The 14,071-nt window shown below is 73.1% G+C and carries 17 protein-coding genes; 12 read left to right on the forward strand and 5 right to left on the reverse strand.

The window, feature by feature from the left end; translation table 11 throughout:
* Positions 1-10: 10 nt before the first annotated feature.
* From AB0B57_RS28315 to AB0B57_RS28325, 3 genes are all read left to right on the forward strand, one after another.
* Positions 11-250 carry a DUF397 domain-containing protein gene (locus AB0B57_RS28315; RefSeq protein ID WP_074309213.1) on the forward strand — a complete coding sequence of 80 codons (240 nt, stop codon included), beginning with the start codon at positions 11-13 and terminating at the stop codon, positions 248-250.
* Positions 251-393: 143 nt separating this feature from the next.
* On the forward strand, positions 394-1,281 hold the full coding sequence (locus tag AB0B57_RS28320; protein WP_357076243.1) for a helix-turn-helix transcriptional regulator: 888 nt from the start codon (positions 394-396) through the stop codon (positions 1,279-1,281).
* 89 nt (positions 1,282-1,370) lie between these two features.
* Entirely contained in the window at positions 1,371-2,213 is an 843-nt protein-coding gene (locus AB0B57_RS28325) for an SAM-dependent methyltransferase (protein ID WP_357076245.1), read from the forward strand.
* A gap of 37 nt (positions 2,214-2,250) precedes the next feature.
* On the opposite strand, the gene AB0B57_RS28330 is transcribed toward AB0B57_RS28325, so the two are convergent.
* A complete protein-coding gene (locus tag AB0B57_RS28330; RefSeq protein ID WP_357076248.1) occupies positions 2,251-2,583 on the reverse strand; it encodes a helix-turn-helix domain-containing protein in 333 nt (110 codons plus the stop codon).
* A 145-nt stretch (positions 2,584-2,728) separates the two neighbouring features.
* On the opposite strand from AB0B57_RS28330, the gene AB0B57_RS28335 reads away from it, so the two are divergent.
* The 6 genes from AB0B57_RS28335 (at position 2,729) to AB0B57_RS28360 (ending at position 8,261) form a co-directional block, all read left to right on the forward strand.
* On the forward strand, positions 2,729-3,661 hold the full coding sequence (locus tag AB0B57_RS28335; RefSeq protein ID WP_357076251.1) for an NADP-dependent oxidoreductase: 933 nt from the start codon (positions 2,729-2,731) through the stop codon (positions 3,659-3,661).
* Between the two features lie 125 nt (positions 3,662-3,786).
* A complete protein-coding gene (locus AB0B57_RS28340) occupies positions 3,787-4,851 on the forward strand; it encodes a LacI family DNA-binding transcriptional regulator (protein WP_357076254.1) in 1,065 nt (354 codons plus the stop codon).
* Between the two features lie 2 nt (positions 4,852-4,853).
* The gene (locus AB0B57_RS28345) at positions 4,854-5,057 is read left to right on the forward strand and encodes a hypothetical protein (RefSeq protein WP_357076257.1); all 204 of its coding nucleotides are present in this window, start codon (positions 4,854-4,856) and stop codon (positions 5,055-5,057) included.
* Positions 5,058-5,155: 98 nt separating this feature from the next.
* Entirely contained in the window at positions 5,156-6,646 is a 1,491-nt protein-coding gene (locus tag AB0B57_RS28350; protein WP_357076260.1) for a protein kinase, read from the forward strand.
* Positions 6,647-6,679: 33 nt separating this feature from the next.
* Entirely contained in the window at positions 6,680-7,321 is a 642-nt protein-coding gene (locus tag AB0B57_RS28355) for a histidine phosphatase family protein (RefSeq protein ID WP_357076263.1), read from the forward strand.
* A gap of 64 nt (positions 7,322-7,385) precedes the next feature.
* Positions 7,386-8,261, forward strand: a complete 876-nt coding sequence (locus tag AB0B57_RS28360; protein WP_357076266.1) for an alpha/beta hydrolase — start codon at positions 7,386-7,388, stop codon at positions 8,259-8,261.
* A 9-nt stretch (positions 8,262-8,270) separates the two neighbouring features.
* Here the strand turns inward: AB0B57_RS28360 and AB0B57_RS28365 are convergent, their stop codons facing one another.
* From AB0B57_RS28365 to AB0B57_RS28380, 4 genes are read right to left on the reverse strand one after another with little or no spacing between them, the layout of a single operon-like run.
* Positions 8,271-8,768, reverse strand: coding sequence for a DinB family protein (locus AB0B57_RS28365; RefSeq protein ID WP_357076269.1), 498 nt, complete (start codon positions 8,766-8,768; stop codon positions 8,271-8,273).
* A 46-nt stretch (positions 8,769-8,814) separates the two neighbouring features.
* Complete coding sequence (locus AB0B57_RS28370) at positions 8,815-9,255, reverse strand: VOC family protein (RefSeq protein WP_357076272.1); 441 nt, start codon at positions 9,253-9,255, stop codon at positions 8,815-8,817.
* 47 nt (positions 9,256-9,302) lie between these two features.
* Complete coding sequence (locus AB0B57_RS28375; protein WP_357076275.1) at positions 9,303-9,866, reverse strand: hypothetical protein; 564 nt, start codon at positions 9,864-9,866, stop codon at positions 9,303-9,305.
* Positions 9,867-9,877: 11 nt separating this feature from the next.
* Complete coding sequence (locus AB0B57_RS28380; protein ID WP_357076278.1) at positions 9,878-10,660, reverse strand: carbon-nitrogen hydrolase family protein; 783 nt, start codon at positions 10,658-10,660, stop codon at positions 9,878-9,880.
* On the opposite strand from AB0B57_RS28380, the gene AB0B57_RS28385 reads away from it, so the two are divergent.
* The 3 genes from AB0B57_RS28385 to AB0B57_RS28395 are packed head-to-tail and all read left to right on the forward strand — an operon-like array spanning position 10,659 to position 13,286.
* A complete protein-coding gene (locus tag AB0B57_RS28385) occupies positions 10,659-11,453 on the forward strand; it encodes a DedA family protein (protein ID WP_357076281.1) in 795 nt (264 codons plus the stop codon). The two genes, AB0B57_RS28380 and AB0B57_RS28385, sit on opposite strands and share 2 nt — an antisense overlap.
* A gap of 46 nt (positions 11,454-11,499) precedes the next feature.
* Positions 11,500-12,651 carry a histidine kinase gene (locus AB0B57_RS28390; RefSeq protein WP_357076284.1) on the forward strand — a complete coding sequence of 384 codons (1,152 nt, stop codon included), beginning with the start codon at positions 11,500-11,502 and terminating at the stop codon, positions 12,649-12,651.
* Positions 12,642-13,286, forward strand: a complete 645-nt coding sequence (locus tag AB0B57_RS28395) for a response regulator transcription factor (protein WP_357076286.1) — start codon at positions 12,642-12,644, stop codon at positions 13,284-13,286. The genes AB0B57_RS28390 and AB0B57_RS28395 overlap by 10 nt, the downstream gene beginning before the upstream one ends.
* Positions 13,287-14,071 lie beyond the last annotated feature (785 nt).

The raw sequence follows: 14,071 nt of genomic DNA on the forward strand, positions 1-14,071 counted from the left end.
AGACGCCTCCATGCAGCAGCCACCCAATGGCGTACCGATCCATCAGTTGCCCCCGCTGAGCTGGCAGAAGAGCCGCCGGAGCAACCCCAGCGGCAACTGTGTCGAACTCGCCGAACTGCCCGGGGGAGCGGGCATCGCGGTCCGCAACTCACGACATCCGGAGGGGCCGGCACTGATCTATACGGTGGACGAGATCGCCGCCTTCGTGCTCGGTGCGCGCGACGGCGACTTCGACCATCTGATCAACTGACCGTTCGTCGTCCGCAGCGTCCCGGCGACGAGACCGAATCGCCGGTGCGGAGGAGTTCACCTCACTGTCGGTCCATGGCATGCTTACACGTCGGCCGGGCCGGGGCGCCCGGTCACCGTGGGTCGGTGTCCGGAGGTCCGCACGTGTCGATGGTTCCTGCCGAGGGTGGCCCGACGACCGGGCCGACCGTGCTTCGGATGCTGCTCGGCGCCCAGTTGCGCCGCCTGCGGGAGTCCAGCGGGGTGACCCGGGAGGGCGCCGGCTGGGAGATCCGTTCCTCCGAATCCAAGATCAGCTGGATGGAGCTGGGTCGGGTCGGCTTCAAGGAGCGCGACGTGTCCGACCTGCTGACCCTCTACGGCGTCACAGAGGAACACGAGCGTGACGCTCTGCTCAAGCTCGCGCGTGACGCCAACAGCCCCGGCTGGTGGCACCGTTACGGTGACGTGTTGCCGACCTGGTTCCAGTCGTACCTCGGCCTGGAGGCCGCGGCCGCGCTGATCCGCAGCTACGAGGTGCAGTTCGTGCCCGGCCTCCTGCAGACCCGGGAGTACGCGAGGGCGGTCGTGCTGCTCGGGCACGGCGCGGCCGGTCCAGGCGAGATCGACCGACGCGTCGCCCTGCGGATGCAGCGCCAGCAGTTGCTTCGCCGGGACAGCCCGCCGCAGCTCTGGGCGGTGGTGGACGAGGCGGCCCTGCGTCGGCCGATCGGCGGCCCCATGGTCATGCGTGGCCAGCTCACCGCACTCATCGAGGCGACCAAGTCGCCCCACATCCGGCTCCAGGTCATTCCGTTCGCGGCCGGGGGCCACGCCGCCGCCGGGGGCGCCTTCACCATCCTGCGTTTCGGTGACCAGGAGTTGCCCGACATCGTCTACATCGAACAACTCACCAGCGCCATCTACCTCGACAAGCGCGACGACCTGGATTACTACGCGGTGGCCATGGAACGACTCTGTGTCGAGGCCGAGCCACCGGAGCGTACGGCGGAGATTCTCGGCCGGCTGCTGGACGACCTCTATCCCGCCTGATCGCCGACCGGGGCCGCGGCCCCGCCTGCCGTGGCGCTAGCATGGTCCACGATCGACGACAGTGGACAGACGTCATTGCGGGAGCTGCCTTGACCACCGACGCCACGGGCACGACGGCCGGCTCGCCGAGTGACCGGATCGACACCTCGGTGGCGCACCCGGCCCGCCGCTACAACTACTGGCTGGGCGGCAAGGACAACTTCCAGGCCGATCGGGAGTCCGGCGACGCGGTGGCGGAGGCTTTCCCGACCATCCGCACCGCCGCCCTGGAAAACCGCCGGTTCCTGCGGCGGGCGGTGGACTACCTGGCCCGCGAGGCCGGCGTCCGGCAGTTCCTCGACATCGGCACCGGCATCCCGACCGCCAACAACACCCACGAGGTCGCCCAGGCCATCGCGCCGGAGACCCGGGTGGTCTACGTGGACAACGACCCGATCGTGCTGGCCCACGCCCGCGCGCTGCTGACCAGCTCGACGGCGGGTGCCACCGCCTACATCGACGCCGACCTGCGCGACCCGCGGCGGATCATCGCCGACCCGGAGCTGAGACGCACCATCGACCTGTCGCAGCCGGTCGCCCTCATGCTTGTCGCGGTCCTGCACTTCGTGCCGGACGAGGACGATCCGTACGAGCTGGTGCGGCAGTTGCTCGACGCGCTGCCGGCGGGCAGCTTCCTGGCCGCGTCGCACGCCACCCACGACTACCTGCCACCGGAGATCGCCCCGGCGGCCAGGGCGGGGGCCCGCAACGGCGGCCCGCACGGGATGATCAGCCTGCGCACCCGGGATGAGTTCACCCGCTTCTTCGCCGGCCTCGACCTGGTCGAGCCGGGCGTCACGTCGGTCGCCGATTGGCGGGCGCAGAGCGAGCGAGGGCCGCGGCCCTCGGCCGCCGAGGTGAGCATGTACGCCGGGGTCGCCCGCCTGCCCTGACCCGGCCGGCGTCCGCCCCGAGCGCGGGCGCGGGCGTTCAGTTCTCCGGGGCGTCGTAGCGGGCCCGAGCGGCGTGCACCTCACCGATGTGCGTCTCGGCCCACGCCTTGATCGCCCGCTGCACCGGCAGCAGGCTCTCGCCCAGCGGGGTGAGTTGGTAGTCGACCCGGGCCGGCACGCCGACGGTCACCGACCGGCTGACCAGACCGTCGCGCTCCAGTTTGCGCAGCGTCTGGGTGAGCATCTTCTGACTTGCCCCGGCCACCGTGCGGGCCAGTTCGCTGTGCCGTCGCGGCCCGTCGGCAAGCGCGCTCACCACCAGCGTCAACCACTTGTCGCTGAGCGTCGCGAGCAGTTCGTGACCCGGCACTCGGCCAGGAAGGCGTTGTAGGAACGCCGGTCCCGCTCGCGGCGCTCGCCGGCGGTCATGGTGGCCATCGTGTCCCTCCCGGGTACCCAGGGCACCTCGCGGTGCCTTCTTCTCGCCGGATGCTAACGCTTCTAGCGTCGTTGGCATGAGAGCTGTGATCGTCCGCCGGTTCGGCGGCCCCGAGGTTCTGGAGATAGCCGACCGGCCCGAGCCGGAGCCGGGAGTCGGGCAACTGCGGGTGCGCGTCGCCGCCGCCGGCGTCAATCGGATCGACCTGTCCACCCGCAGTGGTGCGTTGACCGCGGCCGGCCTGCTGCCACAGGTGCCCGTCGTGGGGCTGGGCTGGGATGTGGCGGGGACGGTGGACGCGGTCGGGCCGGGAGTACGACGGTTCGCGGTGGGTGCCGCGGTGATCGGGCTGCGGGACCTGCTGTCCGCGCCCGGAACCCAGGCCGAGTGGGTGGTGTTGGACGAGGGGGCGGTGGCGCGTGCCCCGCGTACCGTCGCCCCGGAGGTCGCGGCGACGCTGCCGTTGATCGGTCTCACCGCGACCCGGTCGCTCGCCCTCACCGGCCTGGACGCCGGGCGCACGCTGCTGGTCACCGGCGCGGCCGGCGGGGTGGGTGGGCTTCTGCTCGAACTGGCCGCGTTGCGCGGCATCCGGACCGTCGCCGTGGCCGACGCGCGGGACGAGGAGGTGGTCCGTTCGCTGGGCGCGGACTGGTTCGTGGCGCGGACCGACCGGCTCGGGACGGCGGTGCGCGCGGTGGTGCCGGGCGGAGTGGACGCGGTGGTCGACGCGGCGGTCGTCGGCGTCGGCGCGCACGAGGCCTTGCGGGGTGGGGGAGTGTTCGTCGCGCTCGTGGCGCCGTTCGCCCCGCCGCCGCTGCGCGCCACCCGGGTCGTCGTGCAGGAGGTCCACGCCGACGGTGCCCTCCTGGCCGAGCTGTCGGCGTTGGTCGACAGTGGTCAGCTCAGCCTGCGGCTGGCCGGTCGGCTGCCGCTGACCGACGTGGCGGCGGCACACCAGCGGCTGGCCGCCGGGGGGTTGCGGGGGCGCCTGGTGCTGGAGCCCTGAGGCCGACGCCGCCGGCCGCCGTGCTGGCCGGCGGCGGCGTTCTCCGGATCCACGTATTGACCGACGCCGACTGGTCGAGCTAGTCTCTGTATCGATACAGACTGAATCGATACAGAGAGGTGCCGGTGAAGCCAACACTGCAAGCCGTGGCCGACGCCGTCGGCGTCTCCCGCAGCACCGTGTCCAACGCCTACAGCCGCCCCGACCAGCTCTCGGCCACCCTGCGCGAGCGGATCCTGGACGCTGCCCGGCAACTCGGCTACCCCGGTCCCAACCCCACCGCACGCTCCCTGCGCCGGGGCTTCGTCGGGTCGATCGGGGTGCTGTTCACCTCCCGCCTGTCGTACGCCTTCACCGACCCGTTCGCGGTCCGCTTCCTCGCCGGGGTCGGCGTGGCCGCCGAGCGGCACGGCACCAGCATGCTGTTGGTGCCGCTGCCGCCGGCCGTGACCGACGCCCGGCGGGCGGTGGAAAACGCCGCGGTCGACGGGTTCTGCGTCTACTGCGTGGCCGACGAGGAATGGGCGTTGGACGTGATCCGCGCCCGCGGGTTGCCGTTCGTCAGCACCGCCGCCCGCGACGACGCCGGCTCGGACGAGCGGTTCGTCGGCATCGACGAGCGGGCCGCCGCGCACAGTGTCGCCGCGCACGTCGCCGGGCTCGGCCACCGTCGGGTGGCGCTGCTCGCCGATTCCGTCGCCCCCGTCGCCCCCGCCGGCCCGCTCCGCCTGTCCGGCGTGCACGAGGCGGGGCACCCCACCACGCGGGGCCGGCTCGCCGGATTCGCCGACGCGTTCGCCGAGGTCGGTGTCGAGTGGGCCGAGCTGACCCTGCTCAACGCCCCGGGCAACAGCCGGCAGGCGGCAGCCGCCGCCGTCGCCGGCCTGTTCGACTCACCGACGCCACCGACCGCCGTGTTGGCCGGCTCCGACGTGCTTGCCCTCGGTGTGCTGGACGCCCTCGAGCAGCGGCCGGGCAGCAGCCGGCCGGCCGTCTCGGTGACCGGTTTCGACGACGTCCCCGAGGCCGCCGCGGCCGGTCTCACCACGGTCCGGCAGCCAGCCGAGGAGAAGGGCCGGATCGCCGCCGAGCTCCTGCTCGACCCGCCCGCGGACGCCGCGGCCGGCCATGTGTTGTTGCCCACCGCACTCGTCGTCCGGGACTCCACCGGACCTGTCCCGAGGAGTTGACCATGGAACTTCCCAGCGGATACGTCACCGCGCTCGACGCCATGAACCGGCACGTCAACTCGGCCCGACCGGACGCCCCGGTCCAGGTCGAACGCGTCCGTCCGGCCCTGCTCGCCCCGACCCGGCAGGCCGCCGCCGTCGCCCTGCGCCGGCTCGCCGACCGCATCCAGCCGCGACCGCTGCCCGCCGCGCCGCCCTGCTCCTGACCTGATCGAAACTCATTCCGGCACGCACGGGACGAACAGTGTGGGTCCGGGCACGCAGGGTGGTCGAGGAGGGCGCGGCCAGGCAGACTGGTGAAGCCATGTCGCCTTTCACGCCCACCCTCCGTCTGCACGACCGCTACGTACTGCACGAGCGGATCGGCCTCGGTGGCATGTCCGAGGTGTGGCGGGCCGACGACGACGTGCTCGGCCGACCGGTCGCGATCAAGGTTCTCGCCGGGCAGCTCGCCGCCGACCCGCAACTGCGGGCCACCATCCAACGCGAGGCCCGCGCGGCCGCCCGGCTGACCCACCCCCACGTGACCCAGGTGTACGACTACGCCGAGGCGACCCTGGCCGGCGGCGTCGTGGTTCCGTACCTGGTGATGGAGCTCGTCGACGGCCACAACCTGGCCGACCGGCTGCGGACCGGGCCGCTGCCCTGGCCGGAGGCGGTCCGGGTGGCCGGGCAGATCGCCGCCGCGCTCGCCGCCGCGCACCGCATCGGCGTCGTGCACCGCGACGTCAAGCCGGGCAACGTCATGCTCACCGACACCGGCGCCAAGGTGCTCGACTTCGGCATCGCGGCGCTCGGCGGCCTCGACAGCCAGTCCGGCGAGCCGCTGATGGGCACACCGGCCTACTTCGCCCCGGAACGGCTGGCCGCCGGTCCGCCCGACCCGGCCAGTGACGTGTACGCCCTCGGTGCGCTGCTCTACCGCACCCTCACCGGGCAGGCGCCGCTGCCGGTGCAGAGCTGGGAGGACGCGCTGGAGGTGCACCGCCGCGGCACAGCGGTGCCGCCGCTGCGGGTGCCCGGCCTCCCCGCCGACATCGCCGCGTTGACCCTCGCCTGCCTGGCCGCCAATCCGGCCGACCGGCCCAGCGCCGCGCACCTGGCCCGCCGCTTCGGCGCCGGCCAGCCGGTCGAGCCGCCCACCGAGCTGCTGCGCGTCTCACCGGCGCACCCGCCCACCGAGCTGCTGCGCGTCCCACCGGCGGCGCACCCGCCCACCCTGATCGACCGCTCGGCGGCCCGCCCCGCCCCGGTCGCCGCCGAGCCGCCCCGCCGTCGGTCCCGCCGGCCTCTCGCCGTGCTTGTCGCGGCCGGCCTCGCCGTGCTCGTCGGTGTCGGCGCCCTGCTCGCCGAGGGCCCCTTCGGCACACCGAGCGCGCCCAGCTCGCCGCAGGTGGCCGCCCCGCCGTCGACCGCCGCCCCGAAACCCGCGCCCACGACGCACTCGCCGACGCCGGCGGCGCCCTCCTCGCCCCGACCCAGCGCCAGCACCGCGCCCCCGACCGCCGGGCAGCAGGTGCCGGTCAGCCTCCGGGAGGTGACAGGCGAGTTCGCCGCCGTCCTCGCCGGGGCGGTCGCCCGCGGCGACGTGGACCGCAAGACCGCCGAGGATCTGCGCGATGACCTCGCCGACCTCAACCGGCACACCAGGGACCGGTCCAGGCGCGTCGCCGACCTGCGCGGACGCATCGCCGAGTTGGTGGAACGCGACCGCCTACCCGCGCAGACGGGTGCCCAACTGGACGCTCTGCTGACCCGGGCCAGCGACTTCTCCGTCGGCCGTACGGACGACTGATAACGCTGTCGATGCCGCTGGCATGATGTGCCGATGCGGACACGTCTGATCTTCGTGCGACATGGCGAGTCGCTCCACCAGCTCGAAGGAATCGTGGGCGGGCCACGGGGCTGCCGGGGCCTCACCCCCCTCGGCCACGAGCAGGCACACGACCTGGCCAACCGGCTCACCCGTGACGTTGCCGCCGACGGGCCGGTGGCGGTCTACTCGTCCGTGCTGCGCCGAGCCGTCGAGACCGCGCAACCGATCGGGGCGGCGTTCGGCGTCCGACCGGTGGCCGACTGTGGCCTGTGCACCTGGCACACACCCCCGTACGCCGACGGCCTGCCGACCGCCCGCTTCCGCACCGAGCACGCGGTGGCCGGTGGCGGGGTGTTCCGGCCGTTCGAGGAGGGCAACGAGAGCTGGGCGGAGCTGGTGGTCCGGGTCAGCCGCGCGATCATGGAGATCGCCCATCGGCACCGGGGCGCCACTGTGGTGCTGGTCGGCCACAGCGAGACCGTCGAGGGCGCGTTCCACGCGCTCGCCGCGCAGCCGATCTTCCGGGCGTTCGACCTCGACGTGCCCCCGGCGTCGATCACCGAATGGACAAGCGACCACGACCCCGGCGGTTGGCCGCCGGCCCGTTGGACTCTGCGTCGCTTCGGCGACGTCGGCGGGTGGGCCAGCGCGTGATCCATGGGTGTCGCCGGCACGGCGTGGTCAACCACCGCGTCGCGACGGTCGTAGTCTCAGCGGCATGACGACAACGCAGACGCACACCCTCGCCGTACCCGGCGTCGACCTGGTCTACGACGTCTGCGGCCCGCTGCCCCCGTCCGACGGGCGCCCCGTCCTGCTCCTGATCGGTCAACCGATGGCGGCGGAGGGCTTCACCGCGCTCGCCCCGCACTTCACCGACCGCACCGTGGTCACCTACGACCCGCGTGGCCTCGGCCGGAGCGTCCGCACGGACGGTCGCACCGACCACACGCCGCAGCAGCAGGCGGCCGACCTGCACCAGCTGATCGAGGCGCTCGGCGCCGGCCCGGTCGACCTGTTCGCCAGCAGTGGCGGTGCGGTGACGGCGCTCGAACTCGTCGCGGCCTACCCGGGCGACGTCGGCACGTTGGTGGCGCACGAGCCGCCGATCAACGCGGTGCTGCCCGACGCCTCGGCCGCCGAGCGCGCCCGGGCCGACTTCTACCAGGCGTACCAGACGAAGGGCGCCGGTGCGGGCATGGCCGCGTTCATCGCGATGACCTCGTGGCAGGGTGAGTTCACCGACGCCTACTTCGCCCGGCCCGCGGCCGACCCGGTGACGTTCGGTCTGTCCACCGAGGACGACGGCAGCCGCGACGATCCGCTGCTGTCGGACCTCTCCTGGGCGATCAGCGACTACCGCCCCGACGTGAGCCGGCTCGCCGCGGCACCGACGCGGATCGTGGTCGCCGTCGGCGAGGAGTCGACGGGCACGTACACCGCGCGCACGGCTCTCGGCCTGGCGGCCCTGCTCGGCCAGGAGGCCGTGGTGTTCCCGAGTCACCACGGCGGTTTCCTCGGTGGCGAGTTCGGCTACGCGGGCAAGCCCGAGGAGTTCGCGGCACGGCTGCGGGAGGTGTTGGACGCCGCCTGAGCGCCCGCGTCACTCCGCCAGGAGCTGCTCCCGCAGGATCTCGGCGTGCCCGCAGTGCTGGGCCAGCTCGCGCAGCACGTGCAGGTACACCCAGCGCAGCGGCAGCGGGCCGCGCCGGTTGCCGCGGAGCACGTCGTCCAGGCCCAGCGAGGATGTCGCCCGGCGGGAGGCAACGCATGCCTCGCGGTGTGCTCGCTGGACGCTGGCGATCGTGTCGTCGTCGTCGAGGATGAACGACTCGTCCGGCGTGGCGGGGATGCCGATCTCGGCGCGGGACCGGCACGTGACGGCCTCGTCGAACCAGACCATCTCCACGAAGGTGGCGTGCTTCACCAGACCCAGCAGCGTGGTCCGGGACGGCACCAACGAGCGGCGCGCCTGCTCCTCGGTCAGCCCGTCCAGACAGCCGTTGAGTGCGCTGCGGTGCTCGTCGATGAACGTCTCGATCTGCGTCTGCGCCGGCTGGTCGATGACATCGTCGGCGAAGGTGCCCGGATAGGAAGTCACAGGCGAAGCATCGCAACGTCCCTGGCGCGGCGCAAACACCAGCCACTCAGCCGAAGGAGAGAAGAGCGCCGCGCTCGTCGAAGCGGGCCGAGCCGGCCCAGGCGATCTCCCAGCGGTTGCCCTCCGGGTCGGCGATGTAACCGGAGCGCCCACCCCAGGGCCGGTCGGTCGGCTCCGCCACCACGGTCGCGCCCGCCGCGACCGCCGCGGCGAAAGCCCCGTCGACCTCCTCGCGAGTGTCGACATTGCAGGCCAGGGTGACGCCGGACCAACCTCCGGCCGGGGCGGGCACACCCGGCGCGGCCTCGGCGGCCAGCTCCGGCAGCCCGAAGAGCGCGAACAGCACACCACCGAGCAGGAAGGCCGACCAGTCGTCGTCGCTGGACGGCAGCTCGGGCCACCCCAACGACCGGTAGAAGGACCGCAGCACGCCGATGTCGCGTGCGCCCAGCGTGACCACGGACAGGCGGGAGGGGACGGTGCTCATCAGCCGATCCTGCCCGAGGCGTACGGCAACGCGCCACGCGTCGTCGTTCAGTCGGCGCGGCCGGCGAAGTGGTCGGCAAGCACCGGTGCCAGCACCTCGTCCGAAACGCCGTGCCACTCGCCGGGCAGCGTGCGGTGCCGCCCGCCGGGCAACGTCTTGGCCACCGCCCGCGCCCAGCCTCGCAGCCGTGCGTCGCTCTGCTCACTGTCGAGCACCAACGTCGGGATCGTGAGTGTGGTCAATGCCTCGGCCGGCAGGGCCGTGAGCAGGGTGAGGTCGTAGACCAGCGTGTGCGCCAAGGCTTTCATGGCCGGCCAGCCCGGCCCGTCGCGCATGCCGTTGATCATCTCCGCCGGCACTCCGATGCTCCGCTGGAAATGCAGCACCGCGTCGCCGCGCCGCCCGTCGGCTGCCAGCCTGGTGATGTCTGCGGCCAGGTCCGGCTCGTCGGGCGACTGCTCGTCCTGCTCGAACGGCGGCTCCAGCACGGCCAACCGGTTGACTGGCAGGCCACCGGTCACGGCGAGCAGCGCCAGCACCGCGCCGGAGGAGAAGCCGTAGAGGGCGGCAGACCCGCCCGCCGCGTCGTCGATAGGCGGTGGGCCCGACATCACCGGCCCGTTCAACCGAGGCTGGCGCTGACCGACTCGCCCGGCTCGGTGCCCGCGCGCGCGACGACCTCTCCCTCCGGCGTCCACACCCCGGACCGTCCGGCCGCTTCGGTGTAGCCACCGCCGGTCGAGCCGGCGCAACTCGCCACCGCCACCCAGACCCGCTGGGCGGTCGCGATCCGGTGCGCCCGCTGGTCGATCACGGCGGCGTCGCGTGCGGACTCCACGACACCCGCCGCGTACACGTCGATCCCGAGCGCCGCGGTCCGCTCCGCGTGCGCGGCGACGCCGGTGTCCTTGCAGACCGCCAGCCCCACCCGCCAGCCGTCCACAGCGAGCACGGCGGGCGTGTCGCCCGGCCGGAACCGGCGGGCTTCCGCGTCACCCAGCCACATCTTGCGGTACGCCACCGTCACTCCGTCGCCGCTCACCGCCAGCACCGCGATGTGGTCGCCCGCGACCGGCGCGCCGACCAGGGCCAACGTGCCCGTCTCGGCGCACGCCTCGACCAACGGCCCCAACCGCGGGTCGTCGACCGACACGACCGGCGCGTCCAACTCGTACCCGGTCAGGGACAGCTCCGGAAAGACCACCACCCGGGCACCCGCCGCCCGGACCGCGGCGGCGTGTGCCCGCGCGTTCGCCGCGACATCCCGGGGTACGCACAGTGGCTGCGCCACCGCGAGCCGCAGTGGGGTGTGGTTTTCCGCACCCCCGCCGGTGTGGTCGCCCCGCGGGGCCGGGCGGTCAACCGCATGGTCGGCTCTCAGGATCACTTCGTACGGTGGGTGCATGATTCGAACGTCCCACGCCGTGCTCGCCACCGGAACCCCCACCGCCGTAGCGGAACCACCGGAGGGTGGGATCGTCGGCTACGTCAGTGACCTGGTGGAACGACTCGGCGGGCCGGGCGCGGGTCTGGCCGTGGCATTGGAGAATCTGTTTCCGCCGATCCCCAGTGAGGTGATTCTGCCGCTGGCCGGGTTCGTCGCGGCGCAGGGCCGGATGAGTCTGGTCGGCGCGATCTTCTGGACCACGCTGGGCTCGGCGGTGGGCGCGGTGGCGCTCTACCTGGTCGGCGCGTCGCTGGGGCGCGACCGGATGCGCGCCATCGTGGCCCGGCTGCCGCTGGTGAAGCTCAGCGACGTGGACCGGACCGAGGCGTGGTTCCTCCGGCACGGAGTGAAGGCCGTCTTCTTCGGCCGGATGATTCCGATCTTCCGAAGCCTGATCTCCATTCCGGCCGGGGTGGAGCGCATGCCGATGGGCACGTTCCTGCTCTACACCACGCTGGGCAGCCTGATCTGGAACACCACCTTCGTACTCGCCGGCTACTTCCTCGGCGACAACTGGCACCTCGTCGAGGGGTACGCGGGCACGCTGCAGAAAATGGTGATCGTGGTCTGCGCGGCGGCGGCCGCCTGGTTCGTCGGGTCCCGCGTGCTGCGAGCCCGCCGTGCCGCCCGCGACCCCGAGCGGGCCGATCCCGACGCCGCCGGTTTTGGCGAGCCGACGCTCGGGGTGCCCGATCCGGGTGGGCGCGGCACCCTCTACCGCAGCGGTACGTGGACCTCCGACGAGCGCTAGGGCCTGTGTCACCGCGGGAGTGCGGGCGACGGACTCGGAGCGCCAGGTGACGGTGGAGCGTCGCGTCGGGCCTCGCCTGCGGCTGCCGGTTCTCGTCGCCGCCGGCAGCGCGACCGGCGCTGTCGAGCTTGCCTTCCTGGTCGTCGCGGCCGTCGCACTCGGCGTGTCCGCGCCGGTGCCGCCGGCCGCTCGCGTGGCCGCCAGGCTCACCCAGCGGTACGCCGGCCGGCTCGTCCGCCTGGAACGCGGCCGGCTCGATCGACTGCTGCCCGGTAGCGAGCTGCCCGCGGTCGACGCGCTGGCGACCCGGCGGCAGGTCGGCTACCTGGCGGCCCGACTCCTGCCCGCTGCGCTCGGCCTCCTGGCGTACGCGATGCTCGGCGTCGGCCTGGTGTTGGCCGGGATCGTGCTGCGCGCGGTGGTACGCGGCGAGCTGTCCCTGCTCGACACCCTGGCGCAGGTCGCCGTCGGAGTGGTGCTGCTGCTGCTCAACGTCCAAGCGCTCGCCAGCGTCGCCGCGCTGGACGTCCGGATGGCACGACGGCTGCTCGGCGCGGGCAGTCGGGCCGAGCTGGCGCGGCGGGTCGACGAGCTGACCAGCAGCCGGGCCGGAGTCATCGCCGCCGTCGACGCCGAACGGCAGCGCATCGAACGCGACCTGCACGACGGCCTCCAGCAGCGGCTGGTCGCCCTCGGCATGCTGCTCGGCCGGGCTCGGCGTGCCCGCGACGCCGACCGCACCGCCGCCCTGCTCGTCCAGGCGCACGAGGACGTGCAGCGGGCCATCACGGAACTCCGCGAGGTGGCGTGGCGGGTCTACCCGTCGGCGCTGGACGGCAGCGACCTCGGCGAGGTGCTCGCCATGGTCGCCCGTCGCTCCGCGGTGCCGGTGCGGATCCGCTGCGATCTGCCGGTCCGCCCCGATCGGCAGATCGAGACGGTGCTGTACTTCGTGGCCTGCGAAGCGCTCACCAATGCCGCGAAGCACGCCGCCGCTACGCTGGTCGCGGTCGAGATCGGGGTACGGGAGGGGTGGGTCCGGATGCGCGTACACGATGATGGTGTCGGCGGCGCGGACCCCGGCGGGCGCGGCTTGTCCGGCTTGGCCCGACGGGTCGCCGCACTGGACGGCCGGCTGCGGGTGACCAGCCCGGCCGGCGGCCCGACCACCGTGCTGGTGGAGCTGCCGTGCGGCTAGTCCTCGCCGAGGACTCGACGCTGCTCCGGGAGGGCCTGACGCGCCTGCTCGCGGAGGAGGAGCACGAGGTGGTCGCGGCGGTCGGCACCGCCGACGAACTGGTCGAGGCGGTCGGACGGACCCGTCCGGAGGTGGTCGTCACCGACGTCCGGATGCCGCCCACCCACACCGACGACGGGCTGCGTGCCGCCCTGGAGATCCGTCGACGCTGGCCCGCCACCGGCGTCCTGGTGCTCTCCCAGTACGTCGAGCGGCGCTTCGCTGGCCGGTTGCTGGCGGACCGTCCCGAGGGGGTCGGCTACCTGCTGAAGGACCGGGTTGCCCAGGTGGACGACTTCCTCGACGCACTCGACCGGGTCGCCGCCGGGGGCACCGCGCTCGACCCGGAGGTGGTTCGTCAGGTCGTGGCCGGCTCGGAACGGCCCGACCCGTTCGGGCGGCTCACACCACGCGAACGGGACGTCCTGCACGAAATGGCCCAGGGACACACGAACAGCGCGATCGCCCAACGCCTGCACGTGTCGCAGAGCGCGGTGGAGAAGCACGTCAACGCCATCTTCGACAAGCTCGGCCTCGCGGAGGCGACCGGCTACAGCCGGAGGATCCTCGCCATCCTGCGCTATCTGGACACCTGACCCACGTACGCCACACACGCCTGGCATGCGCACGCGCCTGGCATGCGCACACGCCCGGCCATGATCGACTCGGCTTTCTTGAAATCGGGGGGTCCGGAGGTCCGGGACACCGCGACTTCCGTGAAGGCGAGTGGATCATGCTTGGCGGGGGCGGTTCGGGGTCGTGGGTGCGGGGTGGTGTGGGTGGTTTGTCCGGTGGGGAGTGGTTGTGGGTTGTGACCGGTCGCATCCGTGGGCCGGAATCGTGGCCGGGCCGGGGTCGTTACACACCCTGACGATCGCAGCACGACCTGCCGCCCGCCCGACCCCCAGGGGTTGGGGATGCGGATCCCGCAGGTCGGAATGCCGACCCGGGCCCCGTCGTTATAGTCCCCACGAACGACCGTAGGCACCGCCCCGACGAGGGTGCCGCGCGATGGGCCGCCCGGAATGCCCCCGGCCCCCGGGTCGTTGCAGTCCCCGCGAACGACCGCAGGCACCGCCCCGACGAGGGTGCCGCGCGACGGGCCAACCCGGAATCACCCCGGCCCCCCGGTCGTTACACCTGGACCCGGCGCCACGAGCCCTCGCTCGCAGGTCGCCGCCCCCGGTGCCGCGAGCCCTCCGCTCGCAGGTCGCCGACCGTCGAAGACTTTTCCCCCTTGTATGTGCGGCGCCGGACGAGGTGCTCACACCCGCTCACCGTTCCCCCGATCGGTGCGGCCGGGTGTTCTACCCCCGAAGGAGCTAACCCCCATGAACACGATCATGCGTAAGAGTGTGCTGTCTGTTGCTGGTCTCGCGTT

Source organism: Micromonospora sp. NPDC049101 (assembly GCF_040648675.1).
GTDB lineage: Bacteria > Actinomycetota > Actinomycetes > Mycobacteriales > Micromonosporaceae > Micromonospora.

What these genes read in the sequence shown, in the direction of transcription:
- AB0B57_RS28355 (WP_357076263.1), top strand. Translation starts at nt 6,680, where the DNA reads ATGCGGACACGTCTGATCTTCGTGCGACATGGCGAGTCGCTCCACCAG.
- AB0B57_RS28345 (WP_357076257.1), top strand. Translation starts at nt 4,854, where the DNA reads ATGGAACTTCCCAGCGGATACGTCACCGCGCTCGACGCCATGAACCGG.
- AB0B57_RS28385 (WP_357076281.1), top strand. Translation starts at nt 10,659, where the DNA reads ATGATTCGAACGTCCCACGCCGTGCTCGCCACCGGAACCCCCACCGCC.
- AB0B57_RS28360 (WP_357076266.1), top strand. Translation starts at nt 7,386, where the DNA reads ATGACGACAACGCAGACGCACACCCTCGCCGTACCCGGCGTCGACCTG.
- AB0B57_RS28315 (WP_074309213.1), top strand. Translation starts at nt 11, where the DNA reads ATGCAGCAGCCACCCAATGGCGTACCGATCCATCAGTTGCCCCCGCTG.
- AB0B57_RS28370 (WP_357076272.1), bottom strand. Translation starts at nt 9,255, where the DNA reads ATGAGCACCGTCCCCTCCCGCCTGTCCGTGGTCACGCTGGGCGCACGC.
- AB0B57_RS28350 (WP_357076260.1), top strand. Translation starts at nt 5,156, where the DNA reads ATGTCGCCTTTCACGCCCACCCTCCGTCTGCACGACCGCTACGTACTG.
- AB0B57_RS28380 (WP_357076278.1), bottom strand. Translation starts at nt 10,660, where the DNA reads ATGCACCCACCGTACGAAGTGATCCTGAGAGCCGACCATGCGGTTGAC.
- AB0B57_RS28335 (WP_357076251.1), top strand. Translation starts at nt 2,729, where the DNA reads ATGAGAGCTGTGATCGTCCGCCGGTTCGGCGGCCCCGAGGTTCTGGAG.
- AB0B57_RS28375 (WP_357076275.1), bottom strand. Translation starts at nt 9,866, where the DNA reads ATGTCGGGCCCACCGCCTATCGACGACGCGGCGGGCGGGTCTGCCGCC.